Raw genomic sequence first — 25,244 nt, 5'->3', positions numbered from 1 at the left:
TAAGGTTCTAATCAAAATTTTAGGGGGCTATTGAAGCAGTAACGGGACATTTTTAAAGAAAGGGGTAATATTCCGTGGCTGTTGCCAATACGTAATGGTGATATACATTGGTATCAATATTGAGTCGAGTCAATGCAAGTTTGTGAACGATAACTGGCTGATGGCATTGTACTTTTTGGGTTTGCACTTTATATTCGCGCCAACGAAATAAATAATAAGGAATGCCCTATGGCGTTAAAAGCAACGGTATTTAAAGCATCGGTCAGCATCGCTGATATGGACCGTGGTGTTTACTTGGATGAAAACCTGACAATCGCTCAGCACCCGTCTGAGAATGATGAGCGCATGATGCTGCGTATTCTGGCCTGGGTATTAAATGCTACAGAAGGTCTGGAGTTTACTAAGGGGCTATCTGAGGATGATGAGCCTGAGGTTTGGAAAAAGAGCCTGTCTGACGAGATCGAGCTATGGATCGAACTGGGCTGCCCTGATGAGAAGAGATTGCGTAAAGCCTCAGCCCGTGCTAAAGAGGTCATTCTGTATACCTACGGTGATAATGCTGCACCTGTCTGGTGGCAACAGATCAAAAACAAGCTAACCCGTTTTAGTAATCTAAAAGTGGTTTATATCCCGGATGCGGTGATTGATGGTTTGGCGGCAATGACGCAGCGAACTATGCAGCTTCAGATTACCATTCAGGATGGTACAGCCTGGTTGAACTGCGGTGAGCAGACGGTTGAAGTCACACCAGAAAGTTGGATGTAAGCTTTTTGGCTGGAGGCTGGAGGCTGGAGGCTGGAGGCTGGAGGCTGGAGATGGCCTAGGTCGGTCTGCCTTTAATTGACTGCTTTCAGAGGCGAATAAAAAAGCGCATTGCCTGGGCATGCGCTTTTCTTTTGCTCTTTTTCTGGTGCGGCTTAAAGCAGTTTAAGCCGCAAGCCAGGCAGGCTACTATGCCAGTGCTTTTGCCAGACGGTCCAGAGCGTCGGTCAGAATCTCTTTGCTGGTAGCAAAGGATAGACGCATACAACCTGGAGTGCCGAAAGCAGAACCTGGAACCAGTGCTGCGCCTGCTTTCTCCAGTAAAACTTCAGCAAGCTCAACGTCATTCTCAACACCGTCGAAGTTGGCAATCGCTTCAGAGAAGTCAGCGAAAGCATAGAAAGTTCCATCACCTGGCTGGCAGTTAACACCGGGTAGCTCATTCAGGCGGCCCACAACAAAATCGTGACGCTCTTTGAACGACACCAGCATCTCAGCAACACATGCCTGTGAGCCGTTCAGTGCAGCTTCTGCCGCAGCTTGAGAGACCGAACAAGGGTTAGAGGTGCTCTGAGACTGAATCTTCTTCATCGCGCCAATTACTTTCGCAGGGCCCGCTGCGTAACCGATACGCCAACCTGTCATGCTGTAGGCTTTGGAAACGCCATTCAGTACAAAAGTGCGCTCATAAAGTTCAGGGCAAGCATTCAGGATGTTGCAGAACTTCTCTTCAGTCCACAGGATATGCTCGTACATATCGTCAGAAGCGATCATCACGTGTGGGTGCTTTTTCAGCACTTCACCCAATGCTTTCAGCTCTTCCAGGGTATAAGCCATACCACTTGGGTTGGAGGGGCTGTTCAGTACTACCAGTTTGGTTTTGGGCGTAATGGCCGCTTCCAGCTGCTCAGCAGTGATTTTGAAGCGGGCTTCTGCTCCGGTCTCGATAATAACCGGCTTGCCTTCTGCTACGATTACCATATCTGGGTAAGAGACCCAGTAAGGTGCTGGAATAATGACTTCATCGCCTGGGTTGATCAGAGCCAGCGACAGATTGAAGAAGCTCTGCTTACCACCGGATGAAACCAGAATCTGGTTTGCTTCGTACTGAAGACCATTATCGCGATTAAACTTATCAATAATGGCTTTTTTCAGGCTTGGCGTACCATCCACTGCCGTATATTTTGTCTGGCCGTTGGTAATGGCCTCAATAGCAGCGTCTTTAATGTGTTGTGGGGTGTCGAAGTCAGGTTCGCCAGCGCCCAGACCAATAATGTCTTTGCCTGCTGCGCGAAGTTCTGCTGCACGGTTGGTGACCGCTAGAGTCGGAGATGGTTTAATTGACTGTACGCGATCTGACAGTTGTACGTCCAAGCTGATATCCTCAAAATAAATATTTTCAGTCAGAAAATAGGCGTTCTTGCAGGTCAAATCATACAGAGATGATGGCCTGCCGTGAAGTATTAAAACGGTAAAAAAGTGTGTGTTTATCAACGCTTACAACGTTAAATTGCTATTTTAGTTGTCTTTCCTGTTAATGATGTAATAAACGAGCTTTTGACCTGCCAAATTATGGAAAATCAGAAAAAATTTAGACTTAATTCGCGTTTTAAACCTGCTGGAGATCAGCCTGCCGCCATTGAGGCATTAACACAGGGCCTGGACAGTGGTTTATTGCATCAGACATTACTGGGTGTAACCGGGTCTGGTAAGACTTTTACCATGGCCAATATCGTTGAAAAAACTCAGCGTCCGACCATTATTCTGGCTCACAACAAAACACTGGCTGCTCAGTTATATGGTGAGTTTAAGGAGTTTTTCCCCGATAATGCAGTGGAATATTTTGTTTCCTACTATGACTACTATCAGCCAGAGGCTTATGTGCCTGCATCCGATACCTTTATCGATAAAGATGCTTCCATTAACGAGCATATCGAGCAGATGCGATTGTCAGCGACAAAAGCCTTGCTGGAACGTCAGGATTCTTTGATTGTTGCTACAGTATCCGCCATTTATGGTCTGGGTGACCCCAAGTCCTACCTGAAGATGGTGCTGCATATCGATCGGGGTGACCGTATTGATCAGCGTCAGATGTTGCGCCGCTTGGCCGAGCTGCAATATACCCGTAACGATCTGGATTTCCGTCGTGCCACCTATCGGGTTCGTGGCGATGTGATCGATATATTCCCGGCGGAATCGGAAAAAGAAGCGGTTCGTGTTGAGCTGTTTGATGATGAAGTAGAATCGATCTCTATTTTTGATCCGCTGACCGGTGAACAGCTGCGCAAATTGCCGCGGGTCACTATATACCCCAAAACTCACTACGCGACCCCTCGTGAAACGGTAATTGACGCCACCGAAAAGATCAAAGATGAGCTGCGTGAGCGTATTGAGTGGCTCCGTAAACATGACAAGTTAGTGGAAGCGCAACGTATTGAGCAGCGTACCTTGTACGATATAGAGATGATGCTGGAGCTGGGCTTCTGTTCCGGTATCGAAAACTACTCCCGCTATCTGTCAGGTCGTGGTGAGGGCAATGCGCCACCGACTTTCTTTGATTATCTGCCGGATAATGCGCTGTTGTTTATCGATGAATCCCACGTGACTGTGCCTCAGCTAGGTGCTATGTACCGGGGTGACCGTTCCCGTAAAGAAACCTTGGTTGAGTATGGCTTTCGTTTACCTTCGGCATTGGATAACCGTCCGATGAAATTTGAAGAATGGGAGCAGATCTCACCGCAGATGATTTTTGTCTCTGCGACACCGGGCAACTACGAAGCGGAACATGAAGGTCAGGTCGTTGAGCAGGTGGTACGTCCTACCGGTCTGCTTGACCCCGAAATTGAAGTGCGTCCGGCCAGTACTCAGGTGGATGATCTGCTGTCTGAGATCAACGAGCGTGTCGGCATGGGGGATCGTGTGCTGGTGACCACTCTGACCAAGCGTATGTCCGAAGATCTGACTGACTATCTGTCTGAGCATGGCGTAAGAGTGCGTTATCTGCATTCAGATATCGACACTGTTGAACGGGTGGAGATTATCCGCGACCTGCGCCTGGGTGAGTTTGATGTGTTGGTGGGGATTAACCTATTGCGGGAAGGTCTGGATATGCCAGAGGTGTCTCTGGTGGCGATTCTTGATGCAGATAAAGAGGGTTTCCTGCGTTCCGATCGCTCCCTGATTCAGACCATAGGCCGTGCCGCTCGAAATGTGAATGGTAAAGCGATTCTTTACGGCGATAAGATCACGGGTTCCATGCAGCGTTCTATTGATGAAACTCAGCGCCGCCGGGAAAAGCAAATTGCTCATAATAAATCCAAGGGTATTACACCGCAAAGCGTGAAGAAAAATGTGGCAGATATTCTGGAAGGCGCACAGATTCCAGGTAAGAAGATCAGTAACAAGAAACGCAAGGTTGCGGAAGAAGCTGTGGAATATCAGGTTAGTGCGGATACCTTGTCACCAAAAGATCTGGCGAAACAAATTGGTAAGCTGGAAGACAAGATGTACGAAGCGTCTCGTAATCTGGAGTTTGAGCTGGCCGCTAAGCTTAGAGATGAGATTCAGCGTCTAAATGCTAAGTTAATGCAGTAACTGCTTCTATCCTCTTTCTGATCCTAAAAAACGGGCTAGAGGTTTTAACCCTGGCCCGTTTGATTTTTCTCTTCACCGCTCAAAAATATGTTCCAGCCTCCAGCCTCCAGCCTCCAGCCTCCAGCCTCCAGCCTATTTAGCCATTTTTCGGCTGTCGGCCCTGCTTAATGTGACGGTCCCGGTTTATCGCTTTCTGCTTTTCACTCTTTTTCAGTAGTACATACAAGGCTCCCATCCCTCCTTGCGTCTTGAGTGCGCTGTTTACTGCAATCACCTGAGAAAACTGGGGTAACCATTTGGCAAGATAGCTTTTTACCACGCAGGGTAGAGATTGAGGGGTGTCGCCACGACCAAAAGTAATCAGGGCAACACGGATATCGTGTTTATAGCAATCTTCAATAAACTGAAACACCTCTCCACGACACACTTCAACGGGCTTTTTCTGTAGATTTAAGGCGGCATCAACGGGGTATTTTCCCTGCTTCAGGCGTTTATAAACCCCTTCCTGGACACCGTCTTTCTTGTATTCTACCGGATCAAAGGGGCCCAGTAGATCAACGTATTCTTCAGACAGGAAATTATTGTCTTCTTCGGTTTCCTGCAGCGCGGCCAGCCGACGGGCTTCTAGAGTTTGAGCATCCTCTTTTGCAGTGGTTTTTAATTTCACTTTGTTCTCTTTTTTGATCGGGACCACACCGCGCATTTCACGCATAAAGTAGTCCAGGTCATCGTCCTGGTCAGCCATTGCACTCTCCAATTACTTCAGGTTGCTCATTGTTCGTAGGGGTATGCCTGCTCAGCTCATGCCAATGAGCTTTTTTAGATGCTCCCAAGAATGCTTATATAGGGCTATAATTGATTGAATTAAAGGCAGTATTAGAAATTTTTTATAGCATTAATGGTTGAAGTGATGGCGTGGCTCGTTGTGATAGCGTGGACAGGCTTCTATATTGGAAAATAATAAAGCGATTCAATAGTAGGGTTTCAGAGCTAAATTCCACCGGTGTTGTAAGTTTGGTGGAGACTTTACCTGCAGCGAAGCAAACCTTTTTAACTAGCCGAAAAACTTTACTTGTTCAGGCCAATAGCACTGATATAGCTCTTATTTTTTCGCTCGAGAGATAATGGCGCAGTGGCAGCATGGCAATATCAACCGTTTAACCAGATCACCGGTTTCAAGGTATGACAATGCATATGGAAAAGCGATCTCAATGGGTGTTACCCGTGGTCTTAAGTATTATCGTGCTGGTCGCGGGTGGAGGGTTTTATCTACTGCAGCATGCGGAGCTGGAGGCCCGAAAACAACAGGCGGTTGAGCTACTCAAGATCAGTAATGAACTGGTCACGGACTGGATTGAAGGACAAAGACGTTTAGTGGGGGTATGGGCCCATTTTCCTCAGGTGATCGAATATTCTGAGCAGCTGAATCAGTTACCTGCTAATCGTGTTGATTTAGTTAAGAGGCCTGCGCAGGTCGCTCTCAGGGACTTCTTTGCGCCCTTATTAAAATCCAATCAAATTGATGATTACGCTGTTATCGGTCGTTTGGGATACGTGAGGGCCTCTCAAAGTAATAAGCGTTTAGGTCTGAAATCTCCGATTGCTCAGTTTCCCTCTGTTTTCTCACCGTTATGGAAAGGGCGCACTCAGTGGTTGTTACCTTATAACAGCCCTGATCCCAGCAGGACGGAAATGGGGGTCTACGCGACAGGACAGCCCCAGTTGTTGATCGCGTCTCCAGTGGTATCCAGCCATGGCATGCAGGCCGTATTGTCTTTTGCTATTAATACTCAGAGAGAACCGAGTCAATTATTGCGTAATGTATTGCATGAAGATGTGCAGGCGTTACAAGTGTTGTCCCGAGAGCAGTTGGTGATGTCATTGGGAGAATGGAAAGTTTCTACTGCAGGACAGATTACTGCCAGTTGGACGGGGAGCGGTTTCCCCCTTGAGTTTAAGGTGTTGTATAAGGCCCGGCCGCTGAGTCAGCAACTGTCTATAACACACTGGATCATGTTAGTGACAGGGGGGGCGGCATTAACAGGTTTGGTCGTATTGTTGGCTTGGCGTCTTCGGGCTCAGAAAGCCGTTATGGATAGCGATGCCTTGGTTGAACTGGTGTATAACCAGGGGCATAGAGGTCTGTTACTGTTGGATAGCCGTGGTGATATTTTAAGTTATAACGCTAAGGCAGCTGAGATGTTGGCCGGATCTAACCCCGTTGGTAAAGGTGAAATTCATACTCTGTTGTTGGAGTTTATGCTCACCCTGCAAACCACTGAGGGTGATGATGCACCGGACCTATCTCATCTTTTAATGAGTCAAAATGATTTAATATATGTTGGGCAATGGGGATCAGGCGATGCGGTTCGCTGGTTGTCGTGTCATATAAAAACACATGCATTCCCGTTAGAAAGCGTAGTGATCGAACTGGATGATGTGACACTGAAACGGACACTGGAGATGCAGCTTGAGTGTCGTAGTCGAGCACTGGACCAAGCTGCTGAGTTAGTTTTATGGGTTGATCATGATGGCAAGATCGTTTTTGCGAACCAGACTGCCCAAGCCACTTTAGAGTACGATCAATACGAGCTGGGCGAGTTACGTCTGAAGGATGTCGATACCTCTTTGAGTGTCGATGGTTGGCATCTTTTATGGGATAGGGTGCGCCGTGGCGAGCGGGTACAGCTGGAATCCCGTTTAATGAAGCGTACCGGATATTCCTTTCCGGCAGAAAGCCATATGAGCTTCTATCAAGATGGTTTTAATGCTTATGTATGTGTATTTGCGCGTGATGTCAGTGTTCGGAAAGAGCTGGAAGCTGAGTTGCACAGAAACAGTGTTCAGCTAGCAGATAAGCTGTCAGTGACTTCTCAGGAGTTAGTTGTCAGAGAAGCAGAGAACGAAGCTTTACTGGAATCATTGCCCGATCTGTTATTGTTGTTAAATTCCCATTTTGAGTTATTGAATTTTCAGCAGCCTAAAAGTGGCCCTTTATTGCGTCATTTGCAGGATGGGCAAAGCTTGTTTGATCTGTTCCCAGCGTTGTCACGAGAAGTACTGAAGAGTGTCTTAACGGATGAGGCCTGTGATGCGGATGCTCGCTATTTCTGTGAAGTCACCCGTCAGGTTGAGTTGCACCGCCAAATATTGGAACTGCGCTTTGCCCGAACCTCGGCCAAAAAAATTATGGTACTGGTGCGGGATATAACAGAGCGTAAGAAACAAGAGTTTATCCAGCAATTTAATAACCGCCTACTCACTTATATTTCTACTATGCAGACGCGCTTTATCTGTAATAAAGAGAGGCGCCCAGACCTGACGGGCCAGCTGCATGATCTGATGACATTAATGCAGGCAGATTATGGTTGTTTCCTGGTGACCCCTCGGTTGCAAGAGCAGCTGAAATGCGAGCCACTGGCTGAAATAAAAACAAGTCAGGAAGGTTTGTGGCCAGAGGACTTTTATCGAGAGATACAGATGCTGTCAGAGAGCTATCTGGCTCAGTGGCATGCCCATGAGCGGTCTTTACAGCCTGAATTTCTGGGATTTGAGAGTATGTCGACTAAGTCACAATGGTCTAAACGCCAGACTACGTCGTCAGGTGTTATGCTGCTGCCTATTTTATCTTCAGATGAGATACAGATGATGTTTACCCTGGTTCTAACTGATAGTTGCGGTTTGAGCCAGGATATGACTTTACTAGAGCCTTGGGTTGCCACTTGTGCAACGATTCTAGCGGGCTATGAAAATGATCAGGAGCGTTTGCTGGCGGAGCAGAAACTACAGCATGAGAAACATAGAGCTGAGCTGGCCAGTAAGGCCAAAACTCAGTTCCTATCCCGTATGAGTCATGAATTCCGAACGCCACTGAATGCCATTTTGGGTTTTGGTCAGCTGATTGCAATGGATGAAGAGAGTCTGGATGATGAGCAGCTGCTCCATATACAGCAAATTGTTAACTCAGGAACAGAGATGCTTGCACTTGTGGAGCAGATTCTGGACCTTGCACAAATGGAAAGTCGTCAGATTGCTGTTGAACTCAGCCCTGTAGATGTGAATCTGGTCTTGCAGGAATGCGCCCGTCAATATGCTGATCAAATTGATACTAAAAGTTTGAGATTAGACCTTAATTTGTCATCTGAAGTTGTTAACGTGCAGGGTAATGAGAAACGTTTGGCCCAGGTTATCAACAACTTACTTGATAATGCCATCGAGTATACGCCGGATGGAGGTGTGTTATCGGTGAGTCTTGAGAAAGAGAATGGCTTTGGGGTCTTCAAAGTAATTGATACAGGATGTGGTATAGAAAGTGAGTTTTTAGACAAACTTTTTATGCCCTTTGAAGCAGCTCAGGGTATCGACGCTAAGGGAATAGGCAATGGTCTGGCTCTGGCCTTACATCTTGTTGAAGCTATGCATGGCACTATTGAAGTGGAGTCTGAAATCGGCGTAGGCAGTTGTTTCACGGTTTCATTACCACTGGCAGACTCTTTACTACAGGAATCGGAAGCGATAAATAAGGCCTCTGATTCCCGGGTGACGCTGCTTGAAATGGGAGTGGCAGAGTCGACTCAGCTAGGGGCGCGAGACCGTAATAAAGAAAGTGTTGATGTGAAAGGCGCTCAGGTCATCGCCTTTCCTGGTCAAAACAGCGCAGCGCAGTTTGACCTGATTTATATCGAAGATGACAGTGTGAGTCGTCGCATGTTGCAGCAGATATTACTGAAATATTCAGAGCGTCTTGGCCAGATAAATGTGCGTCAGGCTGCAGATGCAGAAGAAGGTATAGGGCTGTTTTTGGATAAAAGTCCAGACTTATTGTTATTGGATATGAACTTACAGGGCTTGTCTGGCTCTGAAGTGCTGCAAGTGATTCGTAGTCAGCCAGAGGGGCAAGATGTTCCTGTCGTGGCGCTGAGTGGTCATGTGGAGCAAGTGTTTATTGATCAAGCCTTTGAACAGGGTTTTGATGACTACCTCTGTAAGCCATTGGATGTCGAGCTATTGATTTCAGTCATAGAACGATACAGAAGCTGAGGACGCGGTTAGAGATCCTTATCTATGATGCGTCATAATGTGGCAGAATAATTGCCATCTTTTTGATAAATAAGATTTTTTCTATATGTCACTTGTAGCTAAAGCGCTCTATAATGAATAGGATTCCAATAAGAACTCGCTATTTACTGTTGTTTTCAGCCGGTGCTTTAATGCTGATGTTGCTTTTTTCCGCAGCTATATACGGTGAACTACAGCGATTAAATCAGTCTATTTCTGATGTTAGTCAAAAAAAAGTGCATGACTCCTTGGTCAATGAGGTGATCTCACGCAGTGAAGTGCTGTTAGAGTCTTTGGCATCCAGCCTGTCAACCCCCGCTAAATACCAGCATTTATCAGCGATTGATGAGCAACTGAAGCTGATTTCTGCAACACCATTGGTGCGTCAGGCTTTGGTTTGTGACGATAATTATGAAGTTTTGCATGATGGCACTCCAGGCTTGGATAGCTTTGGTAACAGTGTTGATCCTCTACTGCCCGTGCGCATATCTCTCTCACAAGCTGGCTTCAGAGTACTGAATAATCAATTACTGATGAATCAGCCCATTTTACATCAAGGGGAGCAGGTCGGGGGTGTTTTACTCTGGTTATCCCTGGTTCCGGTGAAACGCTCGGTTTATGAAACTGAGCAGGCTATTAACACAGTACTTGAGAGTGCAGAGCAGCAGTTTATGCTGTTCTTAATTTATATGGTTGTTGCTTTTGGCTTACTGGCGCTGATTCTAAGTGCTTTGTTGTCTAATACTGTGACCCGTCCTGTACAGGCATTAATGGACTACTCTCAAAGCCTGGCACTGGGGCGTTGGGAGCTGCCGGATATCCTAAAGAAAGGGGATGAGTTTGGTCGCCTTGGGCTGTCTTTTAAAAATATGGCGGCCCAGATTCAAAATAATGTACGTAATATCGAGACGCTCGCTTTTAATGATCAGCTGACGGGGATTGGTAATCGAACCTTTTTCCAACAACAAATTTCTGATTATGTCACTGATGAACCTGATGGAAAAATCACACTGTTGCAAATCGATTTGGATAACTTTAAGTGGTTTAACGAAACCCGGGGTTTTCACGCAGGTGACCTGTTACTGAAAAAAATGGTCGCGCACTGCGGCAAGGTGTTGGATGAATGGTGCGAGCAGTGGGTCGTAAAACGAGAAGATGTTCACTTAGCTCGCTTGGGTGGGGATGAGTTTGGCATCATACTTTTAGGAGATATTTCCCGACATGGCGTACATGGGCTGACAGAGAATCTTATGACGGTGTTTAATCCCGCTCAAGATAAGGCCCATCCTTTGCACGGTATGCAGGCCAGTATCGGTGTTGCGATATACCCATTAAATACCTGTAATATTTCAGAAATTCAACATCATGTTTCCCTTGCTCTGAATGAAGCTAAAGTCCGCGGTAAAAATCGTGTGGTGTACTTTGAAGATGAGATGAACGCTCGCTTGCAGCGTCGTTATGAACTGGAACAGGCCTTGCTTAAAGCGCGCAGACAGGGGGAGCTATTTATGGTTTATCAACCCCAGGTCAATATCTCTACAGGTAATGTGGTCGGTTATGAAGCTCTGATGCGCTGGCAAAATGATAAGCTGGGCTTTGTCAGTCCTGCCGAGTTTTTCCCCATAGCTGAAGAGTCGCCAGTAGTGCAGGAGTTGGGGGAGTTTGTAATTGAGCAGGTGTTGCAGGATATTCCTCTATTATGTGAAAGTCACGGGCATAAGGTCAAAGTATCGCTTAATGTTTCTGCAGCACAGTTTTTTTATCATGATGTGGCGGATCTGTTAATCAAGGGGATGAAGGCTCATAACGTCGATCCAGCGGCTCTCAGTGTCGAGCTGACAGAAACCGCATTATTAGAGAAAGATCAGATCGTATTGGAGCAGCTAAGTCGCTTAAGGTCTGCTGGTGTGGCTATTATGCTGGATGATTTTGGTACTGGATATGCCTCACTGTCCTATCTTAAAGAATTCCCAATAACGGGTTTAAAAGTGGATCGTAGCTATACAGCACGTTTGTGTTCTGGTGACCCCAGCGATTTTGCCTTATTTGAAAGCCTGCTGTTTTTGGCTAATAACTTGGGGTTGAGCACTGTTGTTGAAGGTATTGAGAACGAGCATGAAGAGCAACAGGCTCAATTGGCGGGTGCTAAGGTCGCACAAGGCTTTAAGTATGCCAAAGGTTTACCAACCGAAGAGCAGCTGCTTGCTATTGAGATGCAGATATCCGCTTAAAAGAGCAATAAAGGATAGTCAGTAAAAAAGACCCGACAATGGCAGTTGCCGGATCTTTTAGGCGAGAACTGTTTTTATCTGTTTGACTTCATAGATCGCTTAACCCAGCGCAATTGCACCGCCAGTCAAAGAAACGGCAGATCCAAGCACCAGTGTCAGGCGTGGACGTTGGTTTAACCATTGACCCGCTTTATTGCCAGCAGCCATCAGTGCCGCACAGCTGATCAGGTATCCGGCGATATAAGCCAGGGCAGTAGCATTAGCTACTTCGCCACCATGGGCCTGACCATGCACAAAGGCGATAGCCATAGTCATGACAATACCGGTTGCTGTACCTAACTGAACCTGACGAGCCATCAGCAGACCCAAAGCCAGTACGCTGACGATAATAGCGCTTTCTACTCCAGGAATAAGCAGGCCTTGAATACCCAGTACACCACCCAATGCCATCATAAACAGAAAAGCGATTATCAAAGCTAGGGGGTTAATTTTCTCTTGTCGGCTACCCCAAATAGCAATGGCCGAAATAGCCAGCAGGTGATCAAGACCTGTTAATGGGTGAAGCAGGCCGCTGGCGATACTGGAAACATCATGGCCGCTATGAGCCAATGCAGGTGTAGTCATTAGAGTACTCGCCGCCAGAGCAAATAGAGTTTTTTTCAGCATGTCGATTCCTTATAGTCTTGTTTGTAGAGACATGGTTTGTTGTGATTTAAAGAGCTGGGTATTACCCGCATATCTGGGGTTTTATGTTGCCTATATCTCTTAAAGCAAGGGATATGCCAGCTGGGTAAGTATCTTTCTTAACTCACTCTTTAGCCCTAAAAGGGTGCGCTCTGGTAAACTGTTAGCAGTACCTAAGACGGGGGCAAGTGGTTACTGAAATAGCGAAGTGGTCTAGTGATGGTAAGCGGCTTGCTACGTGTAATGGCTTATTGAAGTTGAATCCTCTTCCCTGATGATTGCCTTGTGGGGCGTTTTCTCGCGGTATTATCCCGGGCCCTCTACTGAGTTTTCTCATCCAGATGTAAGGAAGCGGAATAGATACGGTATCGCATTGTAAGAAACCCAAATAAGAATAAAAAACTGGCGTAAAATCTGCATCTGCTGCTAATGGACTAAATCCTTTTATGAGAGAGAAACCCGAGCTGACAATGTTTCCCGAGCAAACTTTGCCCACAGGAGCAACGGATGAAGCCTGGATCGATGTGATCCAGAAGATGGATGAAGTTTATGCGGATCTGGTGAAATATCAGGTTGAGATCGAAGAGAAAAACCAGGCTCTGGAAGAAGCCCATCAGTTTATGGCCAGCGTACAGCAGGCGATGAGTGATATTCTGGTAGTGACTGACCGTCAGGGTTTGGTTAAGCAGTTTAATCCCGCCTTAACCGAATTAACGGGTTTGCCCCATGACCAGCTGACCGGCTGCCAACTGACCGAACTGTTTTGCAGTGACCAGATCTGTTTTTCTCAATTGATGCAGAACCCTACCAAAGCCACGCTCAATGACTGTGAGGTCAAGCTGTGCCTGCCGGGTGGTGATGCGTTGGAGCTTAGCCTGAACTGCACACCGCTGTTTGATGACCGTCAGCGTGTTGATGGCCTGGTGATTGTTGGTCGTCCTATCGGCGAGTTAAAACGAGCTTATCACGAACTCAATGAAGCCCATGAAGAGCTGAAACGTACTCAGCAGCAGCTAGTACATGCTGAAAAGATGGCATCACTAGGGCGTTTGGTGGCAGGTGTGGCCCATGAACTGAATAACCCCATCAGCTTTGTGTACGGCAATATGCACGCGTTAAAGGGCTATGCCCGGCGCTTATTGCAGTTTTTAGATCAGGCTCAAAAAGGCGTCAGTGGAGCACAGCTGCAGCAGCTTGCCGAAGAGCTGCGTATCGCCCGTATTGTGAAGGACCTTGATCCCTTGGTTGACGGCACTCTTGAAGGGGCGGAGCGGGTACAAAGCATCGTTCAGGATCTGCGCCGCTTCTCTACCGGGCAGGCCAGCGGTCGTCAGCAGTTTGATCTGGTGCATACTCTGCAAACCGCTCTGCAGTGGACATCAAAACCTATGGGCGACAAGTTGCGATTAAATACTCACTTACCGGAACAGGCAGAAGCTTATGGTCACCCTGGTCAGATTCAACAGGTGCTGATGAATCTGGTACAAAACGCCATTGATGCCATGGAGAACTGTGACCAGCCTGAATTGACCGTAGAGTTGAGCTACCCTGAACAGAATTGGGTTCAGGTGCAGATTACCGACAGTGGTTCGGGCATTCCAGAAGAGTATCTGGATAAACTGTTTGAGCCTTTCTTTACCACTAAACCAGTGGGCCAGGGTACCGGCCTTGGACTATCGATCAGCTATGGCATCGTCCTAGAGCACCACGGTCAGTTAGTGGCGACTAACAGTGTTGATGGCGGTGCTTGCTTTACCCTGGTATTGCCTCAGCAAGCGGTTGAGCCGTTAATATCATCTCCTGCACAGACTTCTCTTTCTCAGCAACAAGAGGTGCAGGGATGACATCGATTACAGAGACATTAAAGCCCGCGAAGACAACCCTCCTGTGGCTACAGTCCGGTGGTTGTGGCGGTTGCTCTATGTCGTTGTTATGTGCCGAAAGTCCTGATCTGGTATCTACACTGGATCTGATGGGTATTGAGCTACTGTGGCATCCCTCGCTAAGCGAAGCCTGTAATCAGGAGTTTCAGCAGCTTTTACAGGATATTCTGGATGATCAGCAACGGCTGGATCTGCTCTGCATCGAAGGCGCTATGTTACAAGGCCCTCAGGGAAGTGGGCGCTTCCATATATTGGGTGGTACGGGTAAACCTATGATTCACTGGGTGCGAGAACTGGCCAGTAAAGCCCAGCAGGTAATCGCGGTCGGTAGTTGTGCTGCCTTTGGCGGTATTGGCAGTGGAGAAGATAATGTGACTGAGGCCACAGGGCTGCAGTTTGAAGGTGAGCACTCCGGTGGACTACTGGGCCGTGACTTTATCAGTGCCGGTGGTTTGCCGGTAATCAATATCTCAGGCTGTCCAACTCATCCCAATTGGGTCACCGAAACATTGATGCAACTGGTGGCTATGCCAGTGGATCAGGCTAACTATGATCTCTTCCAAAGGCCCAAACACTACGCCGAACAGCTGGTACATCATGGCTGTCCCCGTAATGAATACTATGAATACAAAGCCAGTGCCGAGGCCCATGGTCAACTGGGTTGTATGATGGAACACCTGGGTTGTATGGGGACTCAGGCCCATGCGGACTGCAATACCCGGTTATGGAACGGTGAAGGTTCCTGTACCCGCGGCGGTTATGCCTGTATTAACTGCACGGCACCAGAGTTTGAAAGCCCGCGCCATCATTTCCAACAGACCCCCAAGCTGGCCGGTATTCCTATCGGCTTACCGACCGATATGCCTAAAGCCTGGTTTGTCGCGCTGGCATCTTTATCCAAAGCCGCGACACCGGCCCGTTTAAAGGATAATGCCGTATCAGAGCTGAAAATCGTACCACCGACGATCCATAAAAAGCGTGGCTAGCAGCCTTTGTGATTAAAGTACTTTATGGCAGAGTCTTTTACGGCTGGTAAAGAAGTGATTAAAAATAGTGTCGATCAGCAATAGACCAACATAACAAAACAGCAGACCAAGATAACAATAAGAAGACTATTATGAGCCAAAGAATCACCCTGGGACCCTTTAACCGTGTGGAGGGGGATCTGGAAGTTCATCTGAATATCGACAGCGACATCGTCCAGGCCGCCTACGTTAATTCACCGTTATATCGTGGTTTTGAGCAGATGCTGGTGGGTAAATCACCACTGGATGCACTGGTGCTGGTGCCCAGAATCTGTGGTATCTGTTCCGTCTCTCAATCTACGGCCTCTGCATTGGCGATTGCAGATCTGGCTGGAGAAAAAGCCCCGTTAAACGGCGAACTGTGCCGTAATCTTACTTTGGCAACCGAAAATCTGGCCGATCACCTCAGTCACTTTTATCTGTTCTTTATGCCGGATTTTGCTCGTGATCATTACCAAAAACTCAGCAGCTATCAGAATACAGCACAGCGCTTTACCGCTGTTAAAGGCAGCGCCACCCAGGATGTATTACCCGCCAGAGCCAATTTATTGCACCTTACCGGTTATCTGGCGGGTAAGTGGCCGCACACCTTAAGCGTGCAGCCCGGTGGCAGTACCCGACCGATTCAGACACAAGAGATACTGCGTATGCAGCTGACCCTGGCCAATTTCAGACAGTTTCTGGAGCAAAAACTGTTTGGCTGTACTCTGCAAGCCTTTAATGGCCTGGAAAACGAGCAACAGCTACAGGCCTACTGGCAAACAGGGCGCTGGCAGGATCATGACCTAAAGCACTTCTTATATCTCAGTGAAGAACTCGGTTTGGCCGAGCAGGGCAAAGCCTACGACAGATTGCTCAGTTACGGCTGTTTTCAAACAGAAAACGAAGCAGGCCTGGCAAGTGGTATCTGGTTACCACAAACGGGCTATCAAAAGCTGGAACTCTCCGCGATTCAGGAAGATATCAGCCATAGTTGGCTTGCCGGTGATAAAGCCTTACCGCCATCACAAGGGCAAACTTTACCTATCGCCGAGAAAGATAACGCTTACAGCTGGTGCAAATCCCCCCGTTTAGCCAACATGCCCATGGAAACAGGTGCGTTTGCCCGGCAGGTGATTGATGGTCACCCTTTGGCGCTGTCTCTGATGGAGCAGCAGGGCAATAACGTACGTAACCGCGTCATAGGCCGTATGATCGAACTGGCTCGCATCGTGCCCATGATGCAAAGCTGGCTCACCCAGATCGATCCCCAAGCCCCTTTCCATAAAGAGATTAAACTCAAGGATGGTGACGGCATCGGACTAACGGAAGCCGCCCGTGGCAGCTTGGGACACTGGATCAGTGTCAAAAAAGGCAAGCTGACCCGCTATCAGATTATCGCACCTACCACCTGGAACTTTGCCCCCAGAGACAGCCACGGTCAACCGGGCCCATTGGAAAAAGCCTTACAGGGTGTAGACCTAAGAAATGATCCTAAACAGGTGATGGTGCAACATATTGTCAGGAGTTTTGATCCTTGCATGGTGTGTACTACGACTTGATTTTAATGTTTTAAAATCAATGAATTACATTTTGATGGGCAAAGTCTTAATTATGGGGTTTTGGCTTGCGGTAGTTTTCAATATGTCACTGAGAACACCAAGCTTTGCTACCTGAAAGCCCAAAAGAATTAGGGCAGTCCTTACTAGAAACCAAGTTTATTTGTAGAGATATCTGTTAATTTTCAAGAAGATAAATGTGGACGTCCCCAATTGCTTTTTGTGGTCCTCTCGGCTTAGCATGATGTTTTCCTATTTGGTTTGGTCACCTTAAGGAAAGATCATGCGGGTCGGGTGGACAATTTAAGTTGGCATTTTAAGGACTTTTAGCACTGTTGCTGACACCGGCTCAGGCTGAGCAGATGTAGCCACAACTGGCGGAGGAGCCACACCCGAACCAGACGAAAGGCAACTAACCACCATTTCACTGACCGAGCGCTGAATAGCTTGCTTAACGATAGGCGTAACACTCTCAATAAAACGAGCATTAAACTGACGTTGAATACCAGCCTTACTGGCAACGTAGAGGACAAAATCGGTATCAGGAGAGCGAAGGGCAGAACTGATCGCATCGGTAAACGCATTCAAATAGATGGCATTCTCTGCTTGGATACGCCCTGAGTTTGGTCTAACTAATTGATTTATAAGAATTAACCAAGTGGTTGTCCCCTAATTTTGATAAATTAATGAAGAGGCGCTTCACCGTGTAACCTCTATTAGATTGGTAAAATTTTGAGTTGATATAGCTCATAAGGGCACAACTGATTGGCCGACCGAGGTTTATGAAGTGTTTGTCCTCTTGTTTGATTTAAAGTAGTGTTGAGTGTTTTTGTCGGAAAAACAATTGATTCACTGTTAGATGTTTTTATTTTATATGGTTGGGCTATATATTGAGCCGTTTAGAATGTACAAAAGAAGGCCTTGCTTGGCTACAGCAGTTTGATTCTGAAGACAAAGCTGATGCTGAAAAACTCTTAAAGGCATTTCGATGGGTTTCTAATAATGAGTTTAGTGAAGCAATTCATTGTCTTCTACAAAAAGAATTAGACCGCTCGGCGAATCTAATATCAATATATGTGGAAAAAGAAACTGATAGGAATAAGCCATTCTTTCGTGAGGAAAAGAAAAAACCTCACACTGCTAGCGGAAAGCCTAATCAAGCTTTTATTAAAGATAGTGCTAGAGATATCGGCAGTGAAGGTGTTATTTCAACAATTGTATCAGGTTTTAAAAGGTCTAAAGAGAACGGTAGTATTATTATTAACCCTACAGTTGAGGATTTTAAGAATAAAAGAATCAGGAATTTGATCGTCGTAACAGACTTCATCGGAACAGGTGAGAGAATATGTAAGCTTTTGTATTCATTATGGCTTGTGAGAACTATTAAAAGCTGGGTTTCTTTAGGTTGGTTGGAGATCAATATTGTAGCATATTCTTGTACAAAAGATGGAAAAAATAAAATTGAGCGTCATCCAATATCTCCTCGTATTAAGTTTTGTCTAGAATGTCCTACTATTAATAGTTCGTTTGGTCATGAATTAGATAGGCGTAGAATTAAGAGTTTGTGCGATAAATATGATCCGGAAAATAAAAAAAATATGCCGTCATTTGCTTATAATTATGTTGAAGCTCTGATTGCATTTGAACACAGCGCTCCAAATAATATACCAAATATTTTTTATAAGAGGTCAAATTCCTGGAGTCCTCTTTTCCCTAATCGTGTAACCACTAGTGTTGCTAGTGAAGTTGCTTCTGGGTATCACGAGTTAGATAGTGAGTTTGTTTTAGAAAATCAAAGACAGAAGCGAATCGCTCGAACAGGTTGGTTGAAAAAACAAAGTCCTGCTGCAAAGGAAATGCTAACGGTTTTGGGGGCTATATCTAGAAAACCTAGGAGTATTGATGCTATTTCAGCAAGGACAGGTATTGATAAGTTTCGTATCGCAAAGATAGTTTCAGATGCCATCAACTATGAATGGATTGATGAAACACTTAGATTAACAGATTTGGGTCATGCTCAGATAAACTATTTCAAAAGTATACAAGATGAAAAGATAGTTGAAAGAGAGCCTTATAAGGATTATTATCCGAGTTCGCTGAGGGTTCCAGTTTGAGTTTTCTAGCATTAGTGCCAACAGGCATCTAAGTAGTCATACAAAAGTTTTTCGGCACTATTGTCTCTACCCTTATAAACCACCGGATGGTGAAGGTGGAAAACTTATGTAAGACTGCTTATTAAGTGATCAAGGATGTTTGCTTAGTTTAATGGTCGCATATTTTGCGTACCTTAGTAATAGCAGACGCATAGTGTCAGTATAGTCGCGATTCAACGGTCTCTCGTGCTTCGCGCCTCAATGCTGAACCGCGACTATTCTAACCCAAGGGTTAAAAGTAGATGTACAAAAACTGGAATCCTCAGCGCTACCGAAAGAATGCCAATAGAGATAATATTTCCCATGATGTTATTAGAAATGCAATTGAAATAGGTAATAGAATTAATAGTGTCAATAGAGATATTCCTATAGTTTTTACACTTAATCATTTATCTGTATTGTCAAAAAGTAAACTGTCTTTTCTAGAGTCTATCGCTTCACGTAACTATGAGGATAAGCCTTATCGTTTTTTCAAAATTAGAAAAAAAGGTAAGAATAGTAACGATAAAAGAAGAGTTATCTGTATTCCTGAGCCAAGGCTTTTGAGTGTTCAACAGTATATCAATGAAGAAATTTTATCAAAAATACCTTCTCATGAGTGCGCTATGGCATACTCTAAAGGTAAAGGAGTGTATGATGCTGCTGAATTGCATTGTGGTTGCCGTTGGCTAATTAGAATTGACTTAAAGGATTTTTTTGACTCTATATCAGAAAGACAAGTTTATTATGTTTTTAATAAACTAGGTTATCCTAAATTGTTGTCATTAGAATTAGCTAGAATATGTACTAGGGTATACCCTCGTTTTATTTATCCTAGTGAAAAGTCTAAATGGATAAGTAATAGGTCTAAAGATTCAGGTATTGCTAGTTATACTTGCTCAGGAAATATGTTAGGTTCTTTACCTCAAGGTGCTCCAACAAGTCCTGCTTTGTCCAATTTAGTATGTAAGTCGCTAGATGGAGATTTGTTGCTCTTCTCTGAGCAACATGGTTTTCTTTATAATAGATATTCTGATGACTTATATTTATCAACTACATCTGATTTATCCAGAAAAGATATAAGGTGCTTTCTTTTATCTGTATATGGCTTATTAAATAAGCGCGAGTTCCAAGTTAATAAGAATAAAACCGTTATTAGTGGTCCAAAGACTAAGAAATTAGTGTTGGGTTTAAATGTTGATAAAGAGTATCCAAAAGTTAGAAGAGAAGTAAAAAATCAGATTAAACAGCATCTTCACTTCTGTTTGAGAAAAGACATTGGTCCAGTTATACATTCTCAAAAGAAGAAGTTTTCCTCAGTGGTAGGGTTCCGAAATCATTTATTAGGAATGATTAACTATGTTAATCAAATAGAACCCATGTATGCCATAAAGTTAAGAAAAAGCTTCGATAGAATAGACTGGCCTTTTATTTGAATCTGCCTGTCATAACCCCGCCTGGCCCATTCCAGGCGGGTTTTTTCACATCTGAAATCTACATTGTTAAAGAGCGTTGCTGCACTCATTCCTGATGCAACATGGCCCCTCATGATCTGAGGCCCTTGAGCCAGTGAATGGCTGTTCTCGATCGTTTTCATCGTTTATAATGTCTATTTGTTATATTGATCTATATTGCGATTTGTTATTTTGCAAGCTTTTTTGCATCTTTTTCGAGTGCGGTAGATCAAAAGCAATCACTAGATTTGAAATCGCTTCTTTTTGCTGGGCGGTGATACGGTATTGCTTGTCGCCTGTTAACAGCCAGTCAATTGATATATCCAGTATCTGGCATAGCTGAATGAGCTTTGCCAAGGTATTGGGTTCAGATCCATCAGGGGTTTCCCATCCTCTATAAGTGGATAAGGAAATGTTCATTCTTTTGGCAAGTGTTTGCTGAGTAAAACCTGCTGCCACTCTGGCCAGACGTAATCGGCTTGCTTGATCTGAAATCATGGGGAATCACCAGAATAGCTAAGTGAACTGGTGATTTTCAGCTAAAAGTAATGTGCTGCTTAGCACTCTATTTACTTTGAGTTGGCGTTATGCCTATGGTGATCAGGTTCCTAGGGGGAGGAATTTACATGGAATGTCTTGCTGAAAAACTGCTGCTTGAATGGCTTAGAATTCAGAGGCTCGTAGGGGCTGAGCGCATTGTAGCCCTTTACGAATGGGAAGTCCGGGTAAGGGAGTACTTAAATAGATAGAGCGCGAACAGTGGCTTGCACTGTCGCATCACTGGATTCTTCTTTGTTCTGAAGTTCAGTTTGAAGTAGTGCGCAAATGGCACGTGCTTTTTGCTCCGGGTCTATCAGGATTCTCTGGTCAGATGAGATCCGTTCAACCTTGGCAATAATCCGCTTTAGTAGCTCGATATCTTCAGTGTTACCGGTAACGGTATCTGTTAGAAGTGAGCTGGCAGGTTCAGAGATTAGCTCTGTGCCTGCATCTTCAAAGAAATAGGTAATGGGTTTACGTAAAGCTTTTGCCATCAACACTAAGCCGTCAGGGGTTAGCTGGCGTTTATTCTTTTCGTAACCAGCAATCCTTGGCTGAGAGTTGCCTTCCCAACCGCAGAGTTCACCAAGCTGGCCCTGGGTAAGTCCCAGTGCTTCGCGTGCTGTTTTTATCTTCGTTCCTATATCCATGTGTGATTTATACCATATGCGTTTTGCAATGTTCATAACGTTTTGCTTGACTGTATATTGCAAAATGCGTTTTTTATTGTGTGTTGTGGATATGCCAAAAAATTACATTTCTGTATATCGAAAGAAAGCAGGCCTAAGACAAGATGAGTTGGGAAGGCTGCTGCAGCCTCCCATCTCTCAAGGGGTCGTTTCTGGTCATGAGCGTCAGCATCGTACTCCAACTGTTTACCAAGCCATTGAGTATGCGCGGGTGTTTGGCTGCACAGTAGAAGACATCTTTCCTACAAGTTTGGTGGAAGCTGACGGGCAATACACGTTTTTAATAGGAGCAACCACGCATGGGAGCAAGACCTAGAAAACATGATGGGGGTACTTTGTCTCTGTCTCAGGCTTGTTATCACGCGGTGTATGCCTATCCCGGTAAGGTGGCGGCGGTGCGTGTGTTTTGGATGCGTCGAATCAGTCAATTCAGGAGTTGATTACGGCCGGTGAGTATGGCCAGTAGGTAGGCGCGCCAAAGGTAGGGCTTTTGATGCTGTGTGGACCATTCGATAACTTGCTTAAACACTTCCAGTGTCAGACGGGCTTCTGGAGCGGTCCAGTTTCTGGTATCGAGCATCGGGCTGTACCCAGCCTCGCTGGTGCGAGGCTTTGGAGATGAGTTACTGTATTGATTTCGATGGGGGCGTTGTCACCACGGATGCTTTCCAGCGCTGTTCGGCTATCTTGTGCAGATAGTGTTTTATCGGCGTCTGTCCATTTGAGGCTTTCGCTGTTCTTTAGTGCTTGCCTCATGGCTTGAAGTTTTTAACACAGGTGTTGCAGAAAGCATGATGGGGCCAGAGTGACACGGAGTAAATCTATAGTGTGGGTAGTAGCTCCACTTCATGTTGAAGGGAGCATGGTTTGGTTAGGGTCTGAAGTTCGGTTGGGCAAGAGTGAGGCCTCTTTGCTGAACGACATTCATCAGGCTACCGGGTTGATTGGTCATGACGCCCAGGGCACCTGCCTTGAAGTAATCGTTAATCTTTTGCTCTTTATCTACGGTCCAGATAATTGGATAGAAGCCGTCCTTCTTGGCTGCTGCGATATTGGCCAGGTAGTGTTTATCTATCCTGGCGATAGAGGTCAGCCCGGTTGAGTACACAAGGTTCTTTGTATTCAAGCGATTCAGTGCTTTTTTGGCCTGAGAATAGCTGTCGATCATGTCATAGGTGAAGTAGATCTGAGACTGATTCGGCGATTGTTTGGCTCTGTCTACTGCAGCCTGAAGATAGAACTCTGCATCTGTGGTGCCGGTCGATACGATTACAATTCCCTTGTACCCTTGATTGAACAGGCTGCTTTCGATTAGCTCAATCACCTGCTTACCGTATTTCTCTTGATCAGTAGGGAAGAGTTTACTGACTTTGCTATCAAGATAAACCATAGATAAAGCGTGCTGATCTAGCTTCGCAATAGCGCCGAATTGCCGTTCAGCAAGAGTCTTTCCATTGCAGGCATTGGCAACAGAGCACACACTCTTTTGCCCGGAGTGGAGCTTGGTCGAGCAATCACATGGCGTGCCATGGTGAAGGTAAGCCTGTTGTCCATTTTCAAAGTTGATATCCACCTCGATGGCATTGACGTTGCGTTGGGTGTAATAACTCAGTGCATCTGGAACGTTGGTCATATGACCAATGGCGTAGACAGGTGGGTTGGAGAAGGCTGGTAATGAGAACAGCAGTGATAGAACAAATAGTGAGGGTGAGAAGGGGAAACGTTGTTTCATTGATATCTCTCTATAACGACAGGGATAGATGGGCACCATTTCTGGTGCCTCGTTTACTGTGTAAAGACTTCGATTAAGCGGTGGCTTTCGCTTTTTTCGATGAGTAAACGGTTTTAGAGGGAGTGCCCGAAACTGACTTGATCTCTACCTTACCGTTTGGCATCAGAATAAAGTCAACGAACTTATTCTGATCTTTTGAACGTAAGGTATGCTGCTTAAAACCAGAGGTACCTTCACTGTTGAACATAGCATCGGCCAGAACTGGAGACATTTCTGACGAAGCCGCTGAAGAGGCTATTTTTTCCATGAAGTCAAAAATGCCACGGAAATTATTTGGATCGGTGTAATAGACTTTTTCGTCATCATACTGCCAGGTTACCAGCCACCAATCCTTACCTAGGGTGCCAACCCCTGTGTTGTACTCAACCTCTAGGTATTCACTGCTGGTCGCACCATTTGGGATCTTACCCAAGGTTTTCATGTTCTTGTAATTGTTACTATATTTGTGAACGATAGATGCCGTAATAATATCGTGACCGGTTTTGTTAATGATGCGGGCTTTAGCGTGACGTTTTGTCATGAGAAATATGTCCTGGTTGTTTGCTGTGTTTTTAAGCGTCTTCAATAATAAACATGCTTGGCCAATATATGTATTGCTCATGATTACTGATCTTGATAAGAGATTACGTCTTGGTTACTTTCTGACGACGTATTACAGAAGATTTCTTAACTTGTTGATATTTATATGATTTAGACGGAGGCTGCATATCGGCTACAGGTAGAAACAAAAAATCCGAAGTGTTTCTATCTTGTGGCAGGTGGTAGCGCTGTAATATTGATTTATTACACCAATATACAGTGTAATAAGGTTTTAAGCAGGACCTGACATAGCGGCATGGCATGTTTCACTTGATGTCAGAAAAGAAAGTGGCAGAGAGCTATTTGGTGGGTGAAATTGAAGATCTGTTTGATGGCTCTTGGTTCGACAAGCTACTGCCGGATGTTTTGAAAGCTCAGGCTGAGTAATGGAAAACGCTGGGATTAGATTTCAGCGAAGGTGATAAAAAGATCACTATGATGGCGCAAAGAGTGCGTGCAACATGCTAAGCAATAAGGAAATTTTGTCTTAGTTGACAGAGGTCATCTGGACGGAGGCCTAAACCTTCTGAAAGATACTTCTCTCTGCTACCGAACTCCAGTTTCATTGTTGAGAAGAAACTTTCGATATAACCTTCATCAGCAACACAATAAGGGCGTAGGGCGCTGCGCTCTACACATGATGGTACATGACCCAATGTTTCCAGTACGTTGCTGCGGACCAGCTCATAAACAAAATCCAGAATATGATCATGATCCAGGTGCTGTTGGGTAAGCAGGTAGTCTTCAATGATGGTTTCTTCAGGTATATCCAATGCCATTAAAAAGCTGGCTGCGGCGATGCCGGTTCGGTCTTTTCCTGCCATGCAGTGAAAGCCTATAACAGCCTCTTTGCTGGCGCGGGACAGTTGTTTAAGAAAGTCCCCCAGAGTACAGGCAAGGTTCTGAACGGCATCGATATAGCCCTGCTGCATTAGCTTGTAGGCATCTTGTGCGCTGAGCTGTTCCTTACGGGCGAGATCAATCACTTGTTCCAGGCTGGCAAAATCCATTTGATAGTGTTCGTAGCGTACGACATTCTCCAAAAGAGTAGGATAGGCTTTTTGCTCATGGCCGATACGAAAATCATGGATATGGGACAGCCCTAGTTGATTGATTGCCAGCTGCCCTTCAGGAGTGATGCCACTGAGGTGTCCAGATCTGAATACTCTGCCCCAGCATACTTGTTGACCCTGCAGGTTGCGATAACCACCCAGATCACGAAAATTAAATGCGCCGTCGATTATTTGAACACGTTGGGGGGCGGAGTCTGACATAGGGCGGGA

Annotated in this window: 20 protein-coding genes; 10 read left to right on the top strand and 10 right to left on the bottom strand. The window is 45.6% G+C overall.

Annotated features, from left to right (window positions below; all coding sequences use genetic code 11):
- Positions 1-228 precede the first annotated feature (228 nt).
- Positions 229-765: a YaeQ family protein gene (locus H579_RS0119880; RefSeq protein WP_028302104.1), complete on the top strand. Its 537-nt coding sequence runs from the start codon at positions 229-231 to the stop codon at positions 763-765.
- Between the two features lie 186 nt (positions 766-951).
- Here H579_RS0119880 and H579_RS0119875 read toward each other — a convergent pair whose 3' ends face one another.
- Positions 952-2,136 (bottom strand): pyridoxal phosphate-dependent aminotransferase, encoded by a 1,185-nt coding sequence (locus H579_RS0119875; RefSeq protein ID WP_028302103.1) that lies wholly within the window; start codon positions 2,134-2,136, stop codon positions 952-954.
- Positions 2,137-2,334: 198 nt separating this feature from the next.
- On the opposite strand from H579_RS0119875, the gene uvrB reads away from it, so the two are divergent.
- Positions 2,335-4,356 carry an excinuclease ABC subunit UvrB gene (gene uvrB / locus H579_RS0119870; RefSeq protein ID WP_028302102.1) on the top strand — a complete coding sequence of 674 codons (2,022 nt, stop codon included), beginning with the start codon at positions 2,335-2,337 and terminating at the stop codon, positions 4,354-4,356.
- Positions 4,357-4,492: 136 nt separating this feature from the next.
- Here uvrB and smrA read toward each other — a convergent pair whose 3' ends face one another.
- Positions 4,493-5,101 (bottom strand): DNA endonuclease SmrA, encoded by a 609-nt coding sequence (gene smrA, locus H579_RS0119865; protein ID WP_028302101.1) that lies wholly within the window; start codon positions 5,099-5,101, stop codon positions 4,493-4,495.
- 449 nt (positions 5,102-5,550) lie between these two features.
- Between smrA and H579_RS28185 the strand changes: the two genes are divergently transcribed.
- On the top strand, positions 5,551-9,396 hold the full coding sequence (locus tag H579_RS28185) for a PAS domain-containing hybrid sensor histidine kinase/response regulator (RefSeq protein ID WP_169449725.1): 3,846 nt from the start codon (positions 5,551-5,553) through the stop codon (positions 9,394-9,396).
- A 170-nt stretch (positions 9,397-9,566) separates the two neighbouring features.
- Positions 9,567-11,645, top strand: a complete 2,079-nt coding sequence (locus H579_RS0119855; RefSeq protein ID WP_028302099.1) for a bifunctional diguanylate cyclase/phosphodiesterase — start codon at positions 9,567-9,569, stop codon at positions 11,643-11,645.
- A gap of 99 nt (positions 11,646-11,744) precedes the next feature.
- Here H579_RS0119855 and H579_RS0119850 read toward each other — a convergent pair whose 3' ends face one another.
- On the bottom strand, positions 11,745-12,311 hold the full coding sequence (locus H579_RS0119850; RefSeq protein WP_028302098.1) for a HupE/UreJ family protein: 567 nt from the start codon (positions 12,309-12,311) through the stop codon (positions 11,745-11,747).
- A 464-nt stretch (positions 12,312-12,775) separates the two neighbouring features.
- Between H579_RS0119850 and H579_RS26785 the strand changes: the two genes are divergently transcribed.
- The 3 genes from H579_RS26785 to H579_RS0119835 all read left to right on the top strand — a co-directional run bounded on the left by H579_RS26785 (position 12,776) and on the right by H579_RS0119835 (position 16,778).
- Positions 12,776-14,173, top strand: coding sequence for a PAS domain-containing sensor histidine kinase (locus tag H579_RS26785; RefSeq protein WP_211224760.1), 1,398 nt, complete (start codon positions 12,776-12,778; stop codon positions 14,171-14,173).
- Positions 14,170-15,198 carry an NADH-quinone oxidoreductase subunit B family protein gene (locus tag H579_RS0119840; protein ID WP_051228014.1) on the top strand — a complete coding sequence of 343 codons (1,029 nt, stop codon included), beginning with the start codon at positions 14,170-14,172 and terminating at the stop codon, positions 15,196-15,198. Before H579_RS26785 ends, H579_RS0119840 begins: the two co-directional genes overlap by 4 nt.
- A 131-nt stretch (positions 15,199-15,329) precedes the next feature.
- Positions 15,330-16,778: a nickel-dependent hydrogenase large subunit gene (locus tag H579_RS0119835; RefSeq protein ID WP_028302096.1), complete on the top strand. Its 1,449-nt coding sequence runs from the start codon at positions 15,330-15,332 to the stop codon at positions 16,776-16,778.
- Positions 16,779-17,078: 300 nt separating this feature from the next.
- On the opposite strand, the gene H579_RS0119830 is transcribed toward H579_RS0119835, so the two are convergent.
- A complete protein-coding gene (locus H579_RS0119830; RefSeq protein ID WP_028302095.1) occupies positions 17,079-17,363 on the bottom strand; it encodes a hypothetical protein in 285 nt (94 codons plus the stop codon).
- A gap of 302 nt (positions 17,364-17,665) precedes the next feature.
- Here H579_RS0119830 and H579_RS0119825 point away from each other — a divergent pair, with 302 nt between their 5' ends.
- Both H579_RS0119825 and H579_RS0119820 read left to right on the top strand, forming a co-directional pair.
- Positions 17,666-18,889: a phosphoribosyltransferase-like protein gene (locus tag H579_RS0119825; RefSeq protein ID WP_028302094.1), complete on the top strand. Its 1,224-nt coding sequence runs from the start codon at positions 17,666-17,668 to the stop codon at positions 18,887-18,889.
- A 281-nt stretch (positions 18,890-19,170) separates the two neighbouring features.
- Positions 19,171-20,343 carry a reverse transcriptase family protein gene (locus H579_RS0119820; protein WP_028302093.1) on the top strand — a complete coding sequence of 391 codons (1,173 nt, stop codon included), beginning with the start codon at positions 19,171-19,173 and terminating at the stop codon, positions 20,341-20,343.
- Positions 20,344-20,523: 180 nt separating this feature from the next.
- On the opposite strand, the gene H579_RS28180 is transcribed toward H579_RS0119820, so the two are convergent.
- Together H579_RS28180 and H579_RS26775 are read right to left on the bottom strand one after the other, a co-directional pair.
- Entirely contained in the window at positions 20,524-20,859 is a 336-nt protein-coding gene (locus H579_RS28180) for a helix-turn-helix domain-containing protein (protein ID WP_051228011.1), read from the bottom strand.
- 239 nt (positions 20,860-21,098) lie between these two features.
- Positions 21,099-21,587: a helix-turn-helix domain-containing protein gene (locus H579_RS26775; RefSeq protein WP_084624251.1), complete on the bottom strand. Its 489-nt coding sequence runs from the start codon at positions 21,585-21,587 to the stop codon at positions 21,099-21,101.
- On the opposite strand from H579_RS26775, the gene H579_RS30175 reads away from it, so the two are divergent.
- Positions 21,550-21,906, top strand: coding sequence for a helix-turn-helix transcriptional regulator (locus H579_RS30175; RefSeq protein WP_084624250.1), 357 nt, complete (start codon positions 21,550-21,552; stop codon positions 21,904-21,906). The two genes, H579_RS26775 and H579_RS30175, sit on opposite strands and share 38 nt — an antisense overlap.
- A 108-nt stretch (positions 21,907-22,014) precedes the next feature.
- Here H579_RS30175 and H579_RS29235 read toward each other — a convergent pair whose 3' ends face one another.
- From H579_RS29235 to H579_RS26770, 4 genes are all read right to left on the bottom strand, one after another.
- Positions 22,015-22,170 (bottom strand): hypothetical protein, encoded by a 156-nt coding sequence (locus H579_RS29235; protein WP_157834673.1) that lies wholly within the window; start codon positions 22,168-22,170, stop codon positions 22,015-22,017.
- A gap of 291 nt (positions 22,171-22,461) precedes the next feature.
- Positions 22,462-23,322 carry a PI-PLC domain-containing protein gene (locus tag H579_RS0119790; RefSeq protein ID WP_028302091.1) on the bottom strand — a complete coding sequence of 287 codons (861 nt, stop codon included), beginning with the start codon at positions 23,320-23,322 and terminating at the stop codon, positions 22,462-22,464.
- 73 nt (positions 23,323-23,395) lie between these two features.
- Entirely contained in the window at positions 23,396-23,983 is a 588-nt protein-coding gene (locus H579_RS0119785; protein ID WP_157834672.1) for a hypothetical protein, read from the bottom strand.
- Between the two features lie 442 nt (positions 23,984-24,425).
- On the bottom strand, positions 24,426-25,235 hold the full coding sequence (locus tag H579_RS26770; RefSeq protein ID WP_051228007.1) for a tyrosine-protein phosphatase: 810 nt from the start codon (positions 25,233-25,235) through the stop codon (positions 24,426-24,428).
- Positions 25,236-25,244 lie beyond the last annotated feature (9 nt).

The organism is Oceanospirillum beijerinckii DSM 7166, from assembly GCF_000422425.1.
In the GTDB taxonomy this organism is placed as follows: Bacteria; Pseudomonadota; Gammaproteobacteria; order Pseudomonadales; family Halomonadaceae; genus Oceanospirillum; species Oceanospirillum beijerinckii.
Note: the sequence above shows the minus strand (reverse complement) of the source record. Positions and strands in the feature narration are given on the sequence as shown.

Excerpts from the sequence above, each read along its gene's own strand:
- H579_RS0119880 (WP_028302104.1), top strand. The coding sequence starts at position 229 with ATGGCGTTAAAAGCAACGGTATTTAAAGCATCGGTCAGCATCGCTGAT.
- H579_RS29235 (WP_157834673.1), bottom strand. The coding sequence starts at position 22,170 with ATGCTCGATACCAGAAACTGGACCGCTCCAGAAGCCCGTCTGACACTG.
- H579_RS28185 (WP_169449725.1), top strand. The coding sequence starts at position 5,551 with ATGGAAAAGCGATCTCAATGGGTGTTACCCGTGGTCTTAAGTATTATC.
- smrA (WP_028302101.1), bottom strand. The coding sequence starts at position 5,101 with ATGGCTGACCAGGACGATGACCTGGACTACTTTATGCGTGAAATGCGC.
- H579_RS0119850 (WP_028302098.1), bottom strand. The coding sequence starts at position 12,311 with ATGCTGAAAAAAACTCTATTTGCTCTGGCGGCGAGTACTCTAATGACT.
- H579_RS0119785 (WP_157834672.1), bottom strand. The coding sequence starts at position 23,983 with ATGAGCAATACATATATTGGCCAAGCATGTTTATTATTGAAGACGCTT.
- H579_RS28180 (WP_051228011.1), bottom strand. The coding sequence starts at position 20,859 with ATGATTTCAGATCAAGCAAGCCGATTACGTCTGGCCAGAGTGGCAGCA.
- H579_RS26785 (WP_211224760.1), top strand. The coding sequence starts at position 12,776 with ATGAGAGAGAAACCCGAGCTGACAATGTTTCCCGAGCAAACTTTGCCC.
- H579_RS26770 (WP_051228007.1), bottom strand. The coding sequence starts at position 25,235 with ATGTCAGACTCCGCCCCCCAACGTGTTCAAATAATCGACGGCGCATTT.
- uvrB (WP_028302102.1), top strand. The coding sequence starts at position 2,335 with ATGGAAAATCAGAAAAAATTTAGACTTAATTCGCGTTTTAAACCTGCT.
- H579_RS0119835 (WP_028302096.1), top strand. The coding sequence starts at position 15,330 with ATGAGCCAAAGAATCACCCTGGGACCCTTTAACCGTGTGGAGGGGGAT.
- H579_RS30175 (WP_084624250.1), top strand. The coding sequence starts at position 21,550 with ATGTGTGATTTATACCATATGCGTTTTGCAATGTTCATAACGTTTTGC.
- H579_RS0119790 (WP_028302091.1), bottom strand. The coding sequence starts at position 23,322 with ATGAAACAACGTTTCCCCTTCTCACCCTCACTATTTGTTCTATCACTG.
- H579_RS26775 (WP_084624251.1), bottom strand. The coding sequence starts at position 21,587 with ATGAACATTGCAAAACGCATATGGTATAAATCACACATGGATATAGGA.
- H579_RS0119855 (WP_028302099.1), top strand. The coding sequence starts at position 9,567 with ATGCTGATGTTGCTTTTTTCCGCAGCTATATACGGTGAACTACAGCGA.
- H579_RS0119820 (WP_028302093.1), top strand. The coding sequence starts at position 19,171 with ATGTACAAAAACTGGAATCCTCAGCGCTACCGAAAGAATGCCAATAGA.
- H579_RS0119840 (WP_051228014.1), top strand. The coding sequence starts at position 14,170 with ATGACATCGATTACAGAGACATTAAAGCCCGCGAAGACAACCCTCCTG.